At 71.0% G+C, this 15,923-nt stretch carries 17 protein-coding genes; 14 read left to right on the top strand and 3 right to left on the bottom strand.

Features of this window, described 5'->3' with window-relative positions; translation table 11 throughout:
* Window positions 1–58: 58 nt before the first annotated feature.
* The 9 genes from AB0M16_RS11860 to AB0M16_RS11820 all read left to right on the top strand — a co-directional run bounded on the left by AB0M16_RS11860 (window position 59) and on the right by AB0M16_RS11820 (window position 7,050).
* Window positions 59–787: a metalloregulator ArsR/SmtB family transcription factor gene (locus AB0M16_RS11860; RefSeq protein ID WP_365341527.1), complete on the top strand. Its 729-nt coding sequence runs from the start codon at window positions 59–61 to the stop codon at window positions 785–787.
* Entirely contained in the window at window positions 784–2,199 is a 1,416-nt protein-coding gene (gene sufB / locus AB0M16_RS11855; RefSeq protein ID WP_365341525.1) for a Fe-S cluster assembly protein SufB, read from the top strand. Before AB0M16_RS11860 ends, sufB begins: the two co-directional genes overlap by 4 nt.
* A 71-nt stretch (window positions 2,200–2,270) precedes the next feature.
* Entirely contained in the window at window positions 2,271–3,452 is a 1,182-nt protein-coding gene (gene sufD / locus AB0M16_RS11850) for a Fe-S cluster assembly protein SufD (RefSeq protein WP_365341523.1), read from the top strand.
* Window positions 3,452–3,769 (top strand): bifunctional 3-phenylpropionate/cinnamic acid dioxygenase ferredoxin subunit, encoded by a 318-nt coding sequence (locus tag AB0M16_RS11845; RefSeq protein WP_365341521.1) that lies wholly within the window; start codon window positions 3,452–3,454, stop codon window positions 3,767–3,769. Before sufD ends, AB0M16_RS11845 begins: the two co-directional genes overlap by 1 nt.
* Window positions 3,770–3,776: 7 nt before the next feature.
* Window positions 3,777–4,541: a Fe-S cluster assembly ATPase SufC gene (sufC, locus tag AB0M16_RS11840; protein ID WP_046907885.1), complete on the top strand. Its 765-nt coding sequence runs from the start codon at window positions 3,777–3,779 to the stop codon at window positions 4,539–4,541.
* Window positions 4,538–5,806 carry a cysteine desulfurase gene (locus AB0M16_RS11835; protein WP_365341518.1) on the top strand — a complete coding sequence of 423 codons (1,269 nt, stop codon included), beginning with the start codon at window positions 4,538–4,540 and terminating at the stop codon, window positions 5,804–5,806. Before sufC ends, AB0M16_RS11835 begins: the two co-directional genes overlap by 4 nt.
* 12 nt (window positions 5,807–5,818) lie before the next feature.
* Window positions 5,819–6,283, top strand: a complete 465-nt coding sequence (sufU, locus tag AB0M16_RS11830) for a Fe-S cluster assembly sulfur transfer protein SufU (protein WP_365341516.1) — start codon at window positions 5,819–5,821, stop codon at window positions 6,281–6,283.
* Complete coding sequence (locus AB0M16_RS11825; protein ID WP_352186260.1) at window positions 6,280–6,618, top strand: metal-sulfur cluster assembly factor; 339 nt, start codon at window positions 6,280–6,282, stop codon at window positions 6,616–6,618. The genes sufU and AB0M16_RS11825 overlap by 4 nt, the downstream gene beginning before the upstream one ends.
* A gap of 66 nt (window positions 6,619–6,684) precedes the next feature.
* On the top strand, window positions 6,685–7,050 hold the full coding sequence (locus AB0M16_RS11820) for a VOC family protein (protein ID WP_365341514.1): 366 nt from the start codon (window positions 6,685–6,687) through the stop codon (window positions 7,048–7,050).
* Here the strand turns inward: AB0M16_RS11820 and AB0M16_RS11815 are convergent.
* A complete protein-coding gene (locus AB0M16_RS11815; protein WP_365341512.1) occupies window positions 7,040–8,131 on the bottom strand; it encodes an oxidoreductase in 1,092 nt (363 codons plus the stop codon). The genes AB0M16_RS11820 and AB0M16_RS11815 overlap by 11 nt on opposite strands.
* 62 nt (window positions 8,132–8,193) lie before the next feature.
* Between AB0M16_RS11815 and AB0M16_RS11810 the strand changes: the two genes are divergently transcribed.
* The 4 genes from AB0M16_RS11810 (at window position 8,194) to AB0M16_RS11795 (ending at window position 10,993) form a co-directional block, all read left to right on the top strand.
* Window positions 8,194–8,514: a multidrug efflux SMR transporter gene (locus tag AB0M16_RS11810; protein ID WP_365341510.1), complete on the top strand. Its 321-nt coding sequence runs from the start codon at window positions 8,194–8,196 to the stop codon at window positions 8,512–8,514.
* Entirely contained in the window at window positions 8,514–9,116 is a 603-nt protein-coding gene (locus AB0M16_RS11805) for a TetR family transcriptional regulator (RefSeq protein ID WP_365341508.1), read from the top strand. Before AB0M16_RS11810 ends, AB0M16_RS11805 begins: the two co-directional genes overlap by 1 nt.
* Window positions 9,117–9,160: 44 nt before the next feature.
* Window positions 9,161–10,144, top strand: coding sequence for a 2,3,4,5-tetrahydropyridine-2,6-dicarboxylate N-succinyltransferase (gene dapD, locus AB0M16_RS11800; RefSeq protein WP_365341506.1), 984 nt, complete (start codon window positions 9,161–9,163; stop codon window positions 10,142–10,144).
* A 111-nt stretch (window positions 10,145–10,255) separates the two neighbouring features.
* Complete coding sequence (locus AB0M16_RS11795; protein WP_365341504.1) at window positions 10,256–10,993, top strand: SDR family NAD(P)-dependent oxidoreductase; 738 nt, start codon at window positions 10,256–10,258, stop codon at window positions 10,991–10,993.
* 88 nt (window positions 10,994–11,081) lie between these two features.
* Here AB0M16_RS11795 and AB0M16_RS11790 read toward each other — a convergent pair whose 3' ends face one another.
* Together AB0M16_RS11790 and AB0M16_RS11785 are read right to left on the bottom strand one after the other, a co-directional pair.
* Window positions 11,082–11,537 (bottom strand): GNAT family N-acetyltransferase, encoded by a 456-nt coding sequence (locus AB0M16_RS11790; RefSeq protein ID WP_365341503.1) that lies wholly within the window; start codon window positions 11,535–11,537, stop codon window positions 11,082–11,084.
* A gap of 34 nt (window positions 11,538–11,571) precedes the next feature.
* Window positions 11,572–13,416 carry an endonuclease/exonuclease/phosphatase family protein gene (locus AB0M16_RS11785; RefSeq protein WP_365341502.1) on the bottom strand — a complete coding sequence of 615 codons (1,845 nt, stop codon included), beginning with the start codon at window positions 13,414–13,416 and terminating at the stop codon, window positions 11,572–11,574.
* A gap of 1,013 nt (window positions 13,417–14,429) precedes the next feature.
* Between AB0M16_RS11785 and AB0M16_RS11780 the strand changes: the two genes are divergently transcribed.
* A complete protein-coding gene (locus AB0M16_RS11780) occupies window positions 14,430–15,872 on the top strand; it encodes a hypothetical protein (RefSeq protein ID WP_365341501.1) in 1,443 nt (480 codons plus the stop codon).
* Window positions 15,873–15,923 lie beyond the last annotated feature (51 nt).

Genomic DNA, 15,923 nt, shown 5'->3' with positions numbered 1-15,923 from the left:
CCGTCACCGGCCCTGACCTCGCTTGTCAGTCCCTGATTAATTACGCAACAATGGCGTTGTGAAAAACGTCGGTGAGGCTCCCACGGAGGAACTCGCGACCGGTGAGCGATCCACGCGCAACCGGGTCGCGCGGTCCATCCTGGATCACGGACCCTCGACCGTCGCCGACCTGGCCCAGCGGCTCGGCCTCACCCAGGCCGCCGTCCGCCGCCACCTCGACTCGCTGGTCACCGACAACGTGGTGGAAGCGCGCGAGAAGCGGGTCTACGGCACCCGTACCCGGGGCCGCCCGGCGAAGGTCTTCGCGCTCACCGACTGCGGTCGCGACGCCTTCGACCAGTCGTACGACACGCTCGCCGTCGAGGCGCTGCGCTGGATCGAGCGGAACGCCGGGGGAGAGGCGGCCGTCGCCGCCTTCGCCCGCGACCGGATCGAGGCCCAGGCCGAGTCGTACCGCGCGGCCGTCGAGTCCGCCGACCCGGACCAGCGCACCGAGGCTCTGGCCAAGGCGCTGACCGCCGACGGGTACGCTGCCACTGCGCGCAACGCGCCGGTCGGCGAGCAGCTCTGCCAGCACCACTGCCCGGTCGCCCACGTCGCCGAGCAGTACCCGCAGCTGTGCGAGGCGGAGACGGAGATCTTCTCCCGCCTCCTCGGGACCCACGTCCAGCGCCTGGCCACCATCGCGCATGGTGACGGCGTCTGTACGACGTTCATCCCGCACGGCGCCCCACAGACCACTCCATCCACAGCATCTGCAAGCACGGCCGGGAGGAACCCCGCATGACCACCGAGATCAGCCACCCCGAGCTCGAGGGCCTGGGTCGGTACGAGTACGGCTGGGCCGACTCGGACGCGGCGGGTTCCGCCGCCAAGCGAGGCCTCTCCGAGGACGTCGTCCGCGACATCTCCTCGAAGAAGAACGAGCCCGAGTGGATGCTGAAGCTGCGGCTCAAGGGTCTGAAGCTCTTCGGCAAGAAGCCCATGCCGACCTGGGGCTCCGACCTGTCCGGCATCGACTTCGACAACATCAAGTACTTCGTGCGGTCCACCGAGAAGCAGGCCGAGTCCTGGGAGGACCTGCCGGAGGACATCAAGAACACGTACGACAAGCTCGGCATCCCGGAGGCGGAGAAGCAGCGCCTCGTCGCCGGTGTCGCCGCCCAGTACGAGTCCGAGGTCGTCTACCACCAGATCCGCGAGGACCTGGAGGAGCAGGGCGTCATCTTCGTCGACACCGACACCGCGCTGAAGGAGCACGAGGAGCTCTTCAAGGAGTACTTCGGCACCGTCATCCCGGTCGGCGACAACAAGTTCGCCTCCCTGAACACGGCCGTGTGGTCCGGCGGGTCGTTCATCTACGTCCCGAAGGGCGTGCACGTCGAGATCCCGCTGCAGGCCTACTTCCGCATCAACACGGAGAACATGGGCCAGTTCGAGCGGACGCTGATCATCGTCGACGAGGACGCCTACGTCCACTACGTCGAGGGCTGCACCGCCCCGATCTACTCCTCGGACTCCCTGCACTCCGCGGTCGTCGAGATCATCGTGAAGAAGGGCGGCCGCTGCCGCTACACGACCATCCAGAACTGGTCGAACAACGTCTACAACCTGGTGACCAAGCGCGCCGTCGCCTACGAGGGCGCCACCATGGAGTGGGTCGACGGCAACATCGGCTCCAAGGTCACCATGAAGTACCCGGCCGTCTACCTGATGGGCGAGCACGCCAAGGGCGAGACCCTCTCCATCGCCTTCGCGGGCGAGGGCCAGCACCAGGACGCCGGCGCCAAGATGGTCCACATGGCCCCGAACACCTCCTCCAACATCGTCTCGAAGTCGGTGGCGCGGGGCGGCGGCCGCACCTCCTACCGCGGTCTCATCGAGATCGGCGAGGGTGCCCCGGGCGCCAAGTCGAACGTGCTCTGCGACGCCCTGCTCGTCGACACGATCTCCCGCTCGGACACGTACCCCTACGTGGACGTGCGCGAGGACGACGTCTCCATGGGCCACGAGGCCACCGTCTCCAAGGTCTCCGAGGACCAGCTCTTCTACCTGATGAGCCGCGGCCTCACCGAGTTCGAGGCGATGGCCATGATCGTCCGCGGCTTCGTCGAGCCCATCGCGAAGGAGCTGCCGATGGAGTACGCGCTGGAGCTCAACCGGCTGATCGAGCTGCAGATGGAAGGCGCGGTCGGCTAAAGCCCCGCACCGCCCCGCCCCGCAGCGACCGATTTTCTTTACGTACGCAGGAAGAGAGCAAGACGACAGCCATGGCTGAGGCTCAGAACATCCCCGCGGGCTCCACCACCGCGGGCTCGATCGCGGTGGCCGCCGAGTCCACCGTCGCCACGCGCATGAGCGCCCCGCCGTCCTTCGACGTCGCGGACTTCCCGGTCCCGCACGGCCGCGAGGAGGAGTGGCGCTTCACCCCGCTGGAGCGGCTCCGCGGCCTGCACGACGGCACCGCCGTCGCCACCGGCGAGGGTGTCCGCGTCGAGGTCGAGGCCCCCGAGGGCGTCACCGTGGAGACCGTGGGCCGCGACGACGCGCGCCTCGGCAAGGCCGGCACGCCGGTGGACCGGGTCGCCGCCCAGGCGTACACCTCCTTCGAGAAGGCCTCGGTCGTCACCGTCGCCAAGGAGGCCGTGCTCACCGAGCCGATCCGCATCGCCGTGCACGGCGAGGGCGGCGTCGCGTTCGGGCACCAGGTGATCGAGCTCGGCGCCTTCGCCGAGGCCGTCGTCGTCATCGACCACACGGGTGACGCGGTGCTCGCCGCCAACGTCGACTACGTCCTCGGCGACGGCGCCAAGCTCACCGTCGTCTCCGTCCAGGACTGGGACGAGAAGGCCGTCCACGTCGCCCAGCACAACGCGCTGGTCGGCCGCGACGCCTCCTTCAAGTCGGTCGTCGTGACCTTCGGCGGCGACGTGGTCCGCATCCACCCGCGCGTGACCTACACCGCCCCCGGTGGCGAGGCCGAGCTCTTCGGCCTGTACTTCACCGACGCCGGGCAGCACCAGGAGCACCGCCTCCTGGTCACCCACAACGTCCCGCACTGCAAGTCCAACGTGGCGTACAAGGGCGCGCTGCAGGGCCAGGACGCGCACGCCGTGTGGATCGGCGACGTCCTCATCGAGGCCAAGGCCGAGGGCACCGACACCTACGAGCTCAACCGGAACCTGGTCCTCACCGACGGTGCCCGGGTCGACTCCGTGCCGAACCTGGAGATCGAGACCGGCGAGATCGCCGGCGCCGGCCACGCCTCCGCCACCGGCCGCTTCGACGACGAGCAGCTCTTCTACCTGATGTCCCGCGGCATCCCGGCCGCCGAGGCCCGCCGCCTCGTCGTCCGCGGCTTCTTCGCCGAGCTGGTCCAGCAGATCGGTCTGCCGGACGTCGAGGAGCGTCTCATCGCCAAGATCGAGGCCGAGCTGGAGGCGTCCGTCTGATGGCCTTCGTACGCGCCTGTGCGCTGAGCGAGCTGACGGAGGACACCCCGAAGCGGGTGGAACTCGACGGCACGCCGGTGTCCCTCGTGCACACCGAGGGCGAGGTGTTCGCGATCCACGACATCTGCTCGCACGCGAACGTCTCCCTCTCCGAGGGCGAGGTGGAGGACTGCCAGATCGAGTGCTGGCTGCACGGTTCCGCGTTCGACCTCCGCACCGGCAAGCCGTCCGGCCTTCCCGCGACGCGCCCCGTCCCCGTATACCCCGTAAAGATCGAAGGGGACGATGTGCTCGTCTCCGTCACCCAGGAGTCCTGAGTCACCCATGGCAACGCTTGAAATCCACGACCTGCACGTCTCCGTCGAGGCCGAGAACGGTCCGCGTGAGATCCTCAAGGGTGTCGACCTGACCATCAAGCAGGGCGAGACCCACGCCGTCATGGGCCCGAACGGCTCCGGCAAGTCGACCCTGGCGTACTCGCTGGCCGGCCACCCGAAGTACACGATCACCGGCGGCACCGTCACCCTCGACGGCGAGGACGTCCTGGAGATGTCGGTCGACGAGCGCGCCCGCGCCGGTGTCTTCCTGGCCATGCAGTACCCGGTCGAGGTTCCGGGTGTCTCGGTCTCCAACTTCCTGCGCACCTCCGCCACCGCCGTCCGCGGCGAGGCCCCCAAGCTGCGTACCTGGGTGAAGGAGGTCAAGTCCGCGATGGAGCAGCTCCAGATGGACCCGGCCTTCGCCGAGCGCAACGTCAACGAGGGCTTCTCCGGCGGCGAGAAGAAGCGCCACGAGATCCTCCAGCTGGAGCTGCTCAAGCCGAAGATCGCGATCCTCGACGAGACCGACTCCGGCCTCGACGTCGACGCGCTCCGCATCGTCTCCGAGGGCGTCAACCGCGTCCGCGAGACCGGCGAGGTCGGCACCCTGCTGATCACGCACTACACGCGGATCCTCCGCTACATCAAGCCCGACTTCGTGCACGTCTTCGCGAACGGCCGCATCGTCGAGTCCGGCGGTGCCGAGCTCGCCGACCAGCTGGAGAACGAGGGCTACGACAAGTACGTGAAGGGTGGCGCATCCGCGTGACTTCTGCCCATCAGGGGCTGACCGGCCTCCTCGACACCGAGGCGATCCGCAAGGACTTCCCGCTGCTGGATCGCGTGGTCCACGACGGCAAGAAGATCGTGTACCTGGACTCCGCGGCGACCTCGCAGAAGCCGCGTCAGGTCCTCGACGCGCTCAACACGTACTACGAGCGCCACAACGCCAATGTCCACCGCGGCGTCTACACGGTCGCCGAGGAGGCCACCGCGCTGTACGAGGGTGCCCGCGACAAGGTCGCCGCCTTCATCAACGCGCCGAGCCGCGACGAGGTGATCTTCACCAAGAACGCCTCCGAGTCGCTCAACCTCGTGGCCAACATGCTGGGCTGGGCCGACGAGCCCTACCGCGTGGACCACGAGACCGAGATCGCCATCACGGAGATGGAGCACCACTCCAACATCGTCCCGTGGCAGCTGCTGTCGCAGCGCACCGGCGCGAAGCTGAAGTGGTTCGGCCTCACCGACGACGGGCGTCTCGACCTCTCGAACATCGAAGAGGTCATCACGGAGAAGACCAAGATCGTCTCCTTCACGCTGGTCTCGAACCTGCTGGGCACGATCAACCCGGTCGAGACGATCATCCGTCGCGCCCAGGAGGTCGGTGCGCTCGTCTGCATCGACGCCTCCCAGGCCGCGCCGCACATGGTCCTCGACGTGCAGGCGCTGCAGGCCGACTTCGTGGCCTTCACCGGTCACAAGATGTGCGGCCCGACCGGCATCGGCGTGCTGTGGGGCCGCCAGGAGCTCCTGGAGGACCTGCCGCCGTTCCTCGGTGGCGGCGAGATGATCGAGACCGTCTCGATGCACTCCTCCACCTACGCGCCGGCCCCCCACAAGTTCGAGGCGGGTACGCCCCCGATCGCCCAGGCCGTCGGCCTCGGCGCGGCCGTGGACTACCTCTCGGCGATCGGCATGGACAACATCGCGCGCCACGAGCACGCGATCACCGAGTACGCCGTCCAGCGCCTCCAGGAGGTGCCGGACCTGCGGATCATCGGCCCCACCACGGCCGAGGACCGCGGCGCGGCGATCTCCTTCACGCTCGGCGACATCCACCCGCACGACGTGGGTCAGGTCCTCGACGAGCAGGGCATCGCGGTCCGGGTCGGGCACCACTGCGCGCGCCCGGTGTGCCTGCGGTACGGAATTCCCGCGACCACGCGAGCGTCGTTCTATCTGTACTCCACTCCGGCCGAGGTCGACGCCCTGGTCGCGGGCCTGGAGCACGTCCGTAACTTCTTCGGATAGGGCGGCTGACCTGTGAAGCTGGATTCGATGTACCAGGACGTCATCCTGGACCACTACAAGCACCCGCACGGCCGGGGCTTGCGGGACGGCGACGCCGAGGTGCACCACGTCAACCCGACCTGCGGCGACGAGATCACCCTCCGCGTGAAGTACGACGGGGAGCGCATCGCGGACGTGTCGTACGAGGGCCAGGGCTGCTCCATCAGCCAGGCCTCGGCCTCCGTCCTCAACGAGCTGCTCGTCGGCAAGGAGCTGGCCGAGGCGCAGAAGATCCAGGGCACGTTCCTGGAGCTGATGCAGTCCAAGGGCCAGATCGAGCCGGACGACGCGATGGAGGAGATCCTGGAGGACGCGGTCGCGTTCGCCGGTGTCTCGAAGTACCCGGCCCGGGTGAAGTGCGCGCTGCTCAGTTGGATGGCGTGGAAGGACGCGACGGCCCAGGCGCTGGGTTCCGACGCGGAGAGGAAGTCGGCATGACCGAGAACGCCGAGGCCACGATGAAGCCGGCCTCCGAGGAAGAGATCCGCGAGGCGCTGTACGACGTCGTCGACCCCGAGCTGGGCATCGACGTCGTCAACCTCGGCCTGATCTACGGCATCCACATCGACGACTCCAACGTCGTCACGCTGGACATGACCCTGACGTCGGCGGCCTGTCCGCTGACCGACGTGATCGAGGACCAGGCGAAGGCCGCCACCGACGGCATCGCCAGCGAGCTGAAGATCAACTGGGTCTGGATGCCGCCGTGGGGTCCGGACAAGATCACGGACGACGGCCGCGAGCAGCTCCGCGCGCTCGGCTTCAACGTCTGAGTCGATGGCTGACACGAAGAGGCCCCCGGTGATCACCGGGGGCCTCTTCGTGTCAGACTGACGGCCATGGCCGTCCGCATGTACCACCTCGTCGTCGACTCGCACGACCTGCCCGCGCAGGCCCGCTTCTGGGCCGAGGTGCTGGACTGGCGGATCCTCTACGAGGACGAGCACGAGATCGTCATCGGAGCCGACGAGCGCGCGCTGCCGGGCATGTGCTTCCTGCGCGTGCCCGAGAAGAAGACCGGCAAGAACCGTCTGCACATCGACCTGACGCCCGACGACCGGGACGCCGAGGTCGCCCGGATCATCGAGCTCGGGGCGACCCGGGTGGACGTGGGGCAGGGCGAGGACGCGACCTGGGTGGTCCTCGCCGATCCGGAGGGCAACGAGTTCTGCGTGCTCCGGCCCAAGGCCACGCTCATCGACTGAACGGCGGTCCCGCCGCGGCTGCCGTCTCGGCCAGCACCGGGGCCAGGTTCTCCTTGCGGATGCGCTGGTCGACGTAGAGGAGGCCGGAGACGAGCGGCACGAAGGGGGCCGCGACCGCCTGGACGAGGAGCTGGGCGATCGTGAGGACGAAGAACACGCCCCCGAAGGCGGCGACGATCTCGCTCGGCGTGGGGTTCTCGCCGAAGTTCACCGTGGACAGCGGGAACGAGCCCAGCTGGGCGAGGACCTGCTGGAGCACGCCGCTGACGGTGCCCACCATCAGGCCGGCACCGATCGTGCAGCCGAAGACCCGCCACCAGGAGCCCTTCACCAGGGCCGCGGAGCGGCGCAGGGAGGTCACCGGGCCCTGGCCCTCGATGACGGCGACGGTCGGGGCGAGGCTGAACCTGACCACGATCCACAGCGCCAGCGGCAGCAGCGCGAGGGCGCCGAGGAAGAAGATCAGGCCGACGACCGCCAGGCCCGGGCCTTCGTCGGCGGAGCCGCCGTCGGAGGCGGCGATGCCCGTGATGACGCCTGCCATCAGCAGGGCGAAGCCGACGAGGAAGAGCAGCATCGGGACGACGGTGGCCGCCATCGTCAGGAAGACCGAGCCGATCACCGCGCCGAGCCGGGACCAGGCGCGTCGCCAGGCGGCGCCGAAGGTGAGCGGGCGGCCGAGCACCGCTTCCTGGACCACGGCGGGGACCGCAGCGGAGACCAGTCCGCCGCAGACGACGTAGGCGGCCATGACGAGCAGCCAGACGGAGGCGAAGGCCACGATCAGCGGCTGGATGTCGGCGAACTCCGGATCCTGGCCGGAAGGGAGGTCGGCCAGACGCCGGATGTCCTCCCCGACCGCGGCCCAGGCGACGAGGAGTGCCGCGCCGGCGAGCACGGCGACGGCGGTGTAGGCGGCCACGGCGACGCCGATCAAGGGCTTCCAGTAGCGCCCGTACGTGGTGAAGGCGCCGGTCAGGATCTCGCTGAAGCTCAGTGGTGCCAGGGGTATCACGCCGGGTCTCGGCGGAGGTGGCGGGGGAGCGTAGCCGTATCCGTACGGCCCCGAAGGGTATGTCATGTGCATACCGTAACGGCAGGCGTTGCGTACGGGTGTACACATGCATGCGTACACTCGTACACATGGGATACGGACTGCTCGCGGGGGCCATAGCGGCCGAGATCGTCGCCACCACGTCCATGAAGTACAGCGAGGGCTTCTCCAGGCTCGTCCCCTCGCTGATCACCGGCGCCGGCTACGTCCTCGCCTTCGCCCTGCTCGCCCAGGCGCTCAAGACCCTCCAGGTCGGCACCGCCTACGCGATCTGGTCCGGGGTCGGCACCGCCGCCGTCGCGGCCATCGGCGCCCTCTTCCTGGGCGAGTCCATGAACCTCGCCAAGATCGGCGGCATCGTGCTGATCATCGCCGGGGTCGCGGTCCTCAACCTCGGGGGCGCGCACTGATGGCGCGGCCCCGCCGGTACGACCCCGACCGGCGCGAGCGCATCGTCGACGCCGCCCTCCGGGTCGTCGGGCGGGACGGGATCGCCGGGCTCAGCCACCGCACCGTGGCCGCCGAGGCCGACGTACCGCTCGGCTCCACCACGTACCACTTCGGCTCCCTCGACGAACTCCTCGTCGCCGCCCTGCGCCGCGCCAACGCCACCTTCGGGCAGGCGCTGCGCGAGAGCCCCGAGCTCGCCGGCCCGGACGCCGACCTCGCCGCCGCGCTCGCCCGGATCATGGGCCGGTGGCTGGACGAGGACCGCGGCGAGGTGGAGCTGGCGTACGAGCTGTACCTCGCCGCCCTGCGCCGCCCCGCCCTGCGTCCGGTCGCCGAAGAGTGGGCCGGCGAGGTCCGCGCGGCCCTCGCCGGCCGCACCGACCTCGCCACCGCCCGCGGGCTCGTGGCGATGATGGACGGCCTCTGCCTCATGTACCTCCTCGGCGGCCACCGCTACCAGGAGGGATACGCGCGCGCCATGCTCGCGCGGGTCCTCGACGAAGGCTCCGAAGCGCCGGTCGTCCCCTTGTCGGAACCGCCGACGGCGCCGACCGACACCTGAGACCGGTTGGCCCCTGCGGGGGCCCGACCGTTAGGTTTTCCGTCATGACCACTGCTCCTCGCACCACCGGCGCCGTCGCCGCCGGCCTCGCCACCATCGCCGGCGACGGCACCGTTCTCGACACCTGGTTCCCCGCTCCCGAGCTGACCGACGCCCCCGGCCCCGCCGGCACCCAGCGCCTGAGCGTCGACGAGGCCGTCAACGCCCTCGGCGAGGGCGCCGCCAAGGCCCTCGGCGTGGACGCCCGCCGCGGTGTCGAGGTGGTCGCCGTCCGCACCGTCATCGGCTCGCTCTTCGACAAGCCGCTCGACGCCCACGACGCCTACCTGCGGCTGCACCTGCTCAGCCACCGCCTGGTCAAGCCGCACGGCCAGAGCCTGGACGGCGTCTTCGGCCTGCTCGCGAACGTCGCCTGGACCTCGCTCGGCCCGGTCGCCGTCGACGACATCGAGAAGGTGCGCCTCAACGCCCGCGCCGAGGGCCTGCACCTCCAGGTCACCTCGATCGACAAGTTCCCCCGCATGACCGACTACGTCGTGCCCGCCGGCGTCCGCATCGCCGACGCCGACCGCGTCCGCCTCGGCGCCCACCTCGCGGCCGGCACCACCGTCATGCACGAGGGCTTCGTCAACTTCAACGCCGGCACCCTCGGCACCTCGATGGTCGAGGGCCGCATCTCCGCCGGCGTCGTCGTCGGCGACGGCTCCGACATCGGCGGCGGCGCCTCCACCATGGGCACCCTGTCCGGCGGCGGAAACGTGATCATCTCCATCGGCGAGCGCTGCCTGATCGGCGCCGAGGCGGGCGTCGGCATCGCGCTCGGCGACGAGTGCGTCGTCGAGGCCGGCCTCTACGTCACCGCCGGCACCCGGGTCACCATGCCCGACGGCGAGGTCGTCAAGGCCCGAGACCTCTCCGGCGCCTCGAACATCCTCTTCCGCCGCAACTCGGTCACCGGTGCCGTCGAGGCCCGCCCGAACAACGCGGTCTGGGGCGGCCTCAACGAGATCCTGCACAGCCACAACTGATCCGCGTGAGCTGCCGACGGCCCGCCGCCCCGTGACGGGACGGCGGGCCGTCGGGCGTCTCTGGCATGATCACCCCTGCGCGGCAGGAGGTCGTCCAGAAGGAAACAGCACATGAGTGAACAGCGTGTCGCCCTCGTCACCGGCTCCTCCTCCGGCATCGGGGCCGCCGTAGCGCGCCGCCTCGCGGCCGCCGGCTACCGGGTCGTCGTCAACTCCGCCCGCTCCGTCGAGGCCGGCGAGGAGCTCGCCGCGGAACTGCCCGGCGCCCACTACCTCCAGGCCGACGTCTCCGACGAGGCGCAGGCGGCCCGGCTCGTCGAGCGGACCGTCGCCCACTTCGGCCGCCTCGACCTGCTCGTCAACAGCGCGGGCACCACCCGCTTCATCCCGCACGACGACTTCGCGGCCGCCTCGCCCGACGTGTGGCGGCTCCTGTACGACGTCAACGTCATCGGCGTCTGGCAGACCGTCACCGCCGCCGTCCCTCACCTGCGCGAGACCCGCGGCGCCGTCGTGAACATCTCCTCGCAGGCCGGCGTCCGGCCCGGCGGCAGCTCCATCCCGTACGCCGTGACCAAGGCCGCCGTCAACCACATGACCAGGCTGCTCGCCAAGACCCTCGGGCCCGACGTGCGGGTCAACGCGGTCGCCCCCGGACTCATCGACACCCCGTGGTTCGACGGGGTCGAGGGCGCCGACGCCGCCAAGGAGCACGTGGCGTCGGTCGTGCCACTGCGAAGGGTGGGCCGCCCGGAGGACATCGCCGAGGCCGTCCACGACCTGGCGAACGCCGCGTACATCACGGGCGAGGTGCTGCTCGTGGACGGCGGCGGGCACCTGTTGGGCTGAGCGGGGCCGAACGGGAGGCCCCGGGCGAGGGCGCCCCGGGCGACGGGCGGCCGGCGCGGTCAGGGCGACCCGGAGGGCACCCGGGGTCTCAGAGACTCAGCTTGAAGCCGTCGTGGCTCCGGGCGAAGCCCAGGGACGCGTAGAAGCGGTGCGCGTCGGTCCGGCTCTTGTTGCTGGTCAGCTGGACGAGCGCGCAGCCACGGGCGCGGGCCCGCGCCACCGCGCGCTCCATCAGCTCGCGGCCGAGCCCGCCGCCGCGCCGGTCGGCCCTGATCCGGACCGCCTCGATCAGTGCCCGTTCGGCGCCGCCCTTGCCGAGGCCCGGGATGTACGTGGCCTGGAGGCAGCCGATGACCTGCTCGCCGCCGTCCGTGTCGTCGGCGAGCACCAGCACCTCGTTGCGCGCGTCGGCCTCGATGTCCGCGAAGGCCCGCGCGTAGGCGGGGGTCACGGTCACCGAGGCCGGGTCGACCACCCGCTCCTCGTCGGCGAGGAGCGCGAGGACGGCGGGCAGGTCGGCACGGGTGGCGGGACGAAGGATCACGGCCGCAGTCTCGCACACCCGTGCGCGCCCGTGATCACGGGCGGAAGCGCAGCACCTGCGGGTCGTGGTCGCTGTTCTGGTCCGCGAACTCCGCGTTGATGTGCACGCTGTCGTACTCGAAGTGGTGCACGCCGGGGCTGGTCAGGATCTGGTCGAGGACCTGGCTGTTGCCCTGGTAGACGTACGAGTAGCGCTCGCCGAGCGGCAGCGACGTGACCGCCGGGAACAGCGCGCCGCCGTCGGTCAGCGCCTGCGTGGTGCCGGAGAACTCGAAGTCGTTGATGTCGCCGAGGACCAGGACGTCGGCCTGCTTGTCGAGGGCGATGACGTCCTTGACGAAGGCGTTCACGGCCTGGGCCTGGAGCAGGCGCTTGGCCTCGGAGGAACGGTTCGGCGGCTGGTGGTGCGAGACGATCGACTCGTCGCCGCCCTTGGAGCCGAAGTGGTTGGCGACCACGAGGACCGTACGGCCGCGGAAGACGAACTCGCCCGCGAGCGGCTTGCGGCTGTTCTCCCAGGCGGTGTTCGCCGGGTCGATGCGGCCGGGGGAGACCGTCAGGTGGGCGTTGCCCTTGGTGCCGGTGACCGTGGTCGCGGTGGTCGCGTCGCCGCCCGGCCGGTCCACGAAGGAGACCCGCTCGGGGTTGAAGAGGAAGACCTGACGGATGTTGCCGCCGGGCTCGCCGCCGTCCTTGTTGTTCTCCGGGTCGACCGAGCGCCACTCGTACGCCGGGCCGCCGGCCGCGGTGATCGCCGTCGTGAACTTCTTCAGCGTCTCGCCGGCCGTGACGGTGCCGTCGTTCTTGGCGCCGTTGTCGTCCTGGATCTCCTCCAGGGCGACGATGTCGGGCGAGGCCAGGTTCTCGACGACCGCCTTGGCGAGCGCGTCGAACTTCTCCTGCGGGTCGGTCGGGTCGAGGTTCTCCACGTTGTAGGTGGCGACCGCGAGCTCGTTCTTGTGCTGCCGGTCCGTCACCTCGCGCTCCAGGCCGAGGCCGACGTGCCGGCCCAGCGTGCGCGCGACCAGGGTGTAGCCGCCGAACTGGTTGAAGTCCAGCGGGCCCTCGGTGGTGCCGACCAGGTAGTCGCCGACGTCGGCCTTCGGGAAGGGCTGCTGGGCGATCGGCGCCAGCTGCTGGATCTGGAGGCGGCCGGTGTTCTGCGCGTCGTACGACCCGTAGACCGTGCCGCCGCGGGTGTTGTCGTTCTCGAACGGCTTCACCGTCACCCACAGCTCGGAGTACGGGTCGGTCGCGCCGACCACCCGCGAGGAGCCGATGCGGACGTTGGTGCCCTCCAGGGACTCGTAGTAGTCCAGGGCGTAGGTCTCCGGGGCCAGGGTGAGACCGTTGATCGAGCCACCGGCCGCCGGGTCGCCCGCGGGAGCGTACGCGTCCGGGACGGAGCCGGCCCAGACGGTGACCGGGGCCGGGACCGCGTTGCCCTTGGAGACCACGGTGACGACCGGCTTGGAGAGCTGCGTCAGCGACTGGTTGCCGGAGTTCAGACCGCCCGGGACGTACTCGGTGACCGTGCCGTTGACGCTCACCGCGTCGCCGACGGCGACGGTCGGGACGGAGCTGGTGAAGACGAAGATGCCCTCACTGGTGGCCGCGTTGTCATCGGCCTGCGGGTCCTGGATCCAGAAGCCGCGCGAGCCGTAGGTGCGCACGCCGGTGACGATGCCCGTCACACCGGTGACCTGCTTGCCGACCAGCGGCGAGACGCGGGTGGTGCCCTGGATGTCGTGGATCCGGACGGGGGCCGCGGCGGCGGTCGCCTCGTCGGCGGAGGCGGCGGAGCCGCCGAGCAGACCGGCGGCGAGGGCGGCGGTGACGACGGTGGCGACGGCGGCCGATCTCGGTATGGAGGAAGACATCAAGGAGCTCCGTGGGGGCTTGGACGAACGATCGAAGGATCTACGCGCGTCAATTTCGTTGCACAGCGGCGCACTTGTCAAGGGCGGAAGGGGGGTGCCGAACGGTGATTCATCTCCCTGTCGGCTGGGGTTGGCCGAAGTGTCTCCCCCGATGGGGTGAACAACCCCCCGGCGGAACGGTTCACCGCGCCGATCGCTCTGACCGTTCCGCCTCTCAGCGGGACGGGCGTCGCGGCAGCCGTCTCCTGCCGGATCCGGACCGCGCGGGACCTCGACCGCGCCGGGACCGCGGTCGAGGAACCCGGACTTCGCCGAGGCCAGGGCGGTCGGCGGGCGGCGGTCGCCGGCAGACCATGGGCCGGGGCCGGGGCCGGGGCAGGGGCAGCGCAGGGGCTGGGGCCGGGGCCGGGGGCGGACGGCGATTCCGCCGAACCGTGTGCGGGATTCCCACGGCCCGCTTCCGGGAGCGACTGCGCGGCGTGGCCCGCGGCGCGGGCCCGGTCGTCGTCGCCGTGGACCCCGCCTACGCTTCCCCTCCGGCCGGAACCACCGTCACCCGGCATCGCGGTGCCGCGGTGCCGCGGTGGCGATCGGCGGGCACGCCCTCGGGTACCGGGCACGCCGTCGGCCCTGTGCGACCCCCCGCACCAGCGGACGCCCCCGCACCGCACCAGCGGACGGTGGAGCGGAGAGCTGCCGGGGCCCCGGACTTCGCTCGCCCCGAGGTCACGCGGGACCACGGTTCCACCTGGGACGGCGAGCACGCCCGACCCGGGCGGCGGACTCGACCGCGCCGCAGTGACCGGCTCGTGCTGTTCCCCCGCCCTCGAGGCGGGCGGAGGGCCACCGGAACACGAATCCCGTTCGCGGGGGCCGGCCGACCGCGCCCGACCGACGAGAGGAACCGTGTACGAAGGCTGACGCCTCCGTGAACCGCCGGACCGTCCCCCGATTGCGTCTACGCTGAAGGCCTTCGAAGCACACCCGTAGCCCCGTCGAGGAGAACACCCCAGATGGCACCGGACCGTCCGACCCTTCCCCCCGTTCGGCTGCGCGCGGACGCGGAACTGGCGCGGGACGCCCTGGCCGCCCCCCTCCTCACCCGTGCCGTGCGGCTCGCCCGTTGGGCCGGCCCCGAGACGCGGGTGGGCGCCGGCGGCGAACTCGTCGACGAGCAGCTGCCCGCCGCCGCCGAGGCGCTCGGCCTGGCCGCCGACGAGGACGGCGAGGTGTACGCGAGCGAGGCCTGGCGCCTGGCCGTCGACACCGGCCTGGTCGACGTCGAGGACGGCGCGAGCGACGACGAGCCCGGCCGGGCCACGACCGGCGAGAACCTCGCGCTGCTCACCGGCGGCTCGCCCCAGGACGTCCTCGGCATCTGGCTCGACGGCTTCGACGCGGTCTTCTCCGACGCCGCCGCGCCGTACTTCGACGACCTCGACGCGATCGTCGGCGCGGACGGCGAGATCGACTTCGAGGCCCTCGGCTGGGACCCGGAGGGCGAGGCCGAGTTCCTGGAGGGCATCCTCGGCAACCTCTACCTGCTGACCGTCAGCGAGGGCGGCGCCGGCGAAGGGCCCGTGCCGCTGCCCGCGCTCGCCGCGTCCATGGTGGTCCCCGACGACATGAACGAGCCCACCGACGACGTCCTGGAGCAGGTCTCCGACGCGATGATGCGGCTCGACGAGCAGTTCCGGATCCTGGAGTCCATCGGGCTCGTCGCGTACCAGCCGGTCGACGAGGCCCTGATGGCCGAGGAGGGCGAGGAGCCCGCGCCGCCCGTGGACGACGAGGACGTCACCCGTTACGGCATGGTCCGGCTCACCCCCCTCGGCCTGTACGGCGTCCGCGCCCGGATGCTGGAGGCCGGCCTCGTCGTGCCCGCCGTCGGTGAACTCGCCGACAAGGGCGCCGACGTGCTCCTCGACGGCATCGCCGGCTATCCGCAGGACGCGGCCCGGGCCGAGACCACCGGTTGGCTCGCCGGCCGGGACGCCCTCGGCGCCGCCCGCGAGCTCCTCGCCGCCGCGCGGGGCACCGACCCCGGCGCCCCGCTGCGACGGCTGCACGCCCAGCAGGCCCTGTCGCTCGTCGGCGCCGAGGCCGAGCCGGCCGTACGCGAGGTCCTGGACGACGCCGAGCTGGGCGGCCTCGCCCGGGTCTGGCTCGCCGAGCGCGGCGCGGCCGACGTGCCCGCCCCGCCGGAGTCGATGATCTTCTGGTTGGCCGTCGACACGATCGCCGCCCATCTGGACGCCGACGGGGACCTGGCGGAACTCCAGGACCTCATCGAGGGCCTGACAGGTCGCCACGGCGGCTTCTTCGAGGCGGCGTGGCGCGTCGAGCACCCCGCGACGGCGGACGTCCTGGAGGCCATGGGCCGCCTGCACCGCGACAAGCCCTCGGCGAAGGAGGCCCGGAAGGCCGCCTTCAAGGCGAGGTCGCGGCGCGGCTGAGCCGGGTCGGACGAGGGGCGGGAGGCGCCGCCCGGTCGGACGAGGGACAGG

This window comes from Streptomyces sp. NPDC051921, from assembly GCF_040680975.1.
In the GTDB taxonomy this organism is placed as follows: Bacteria; Actinomycetota; Actinomycetes; order Streptomycetales; family Streptomycetaceae; genus Streptomyces.
Note: the sequence above shows the minus strand (reverse complement) of the source record. Positions and strands in the feature narration are given on the sequence as shown.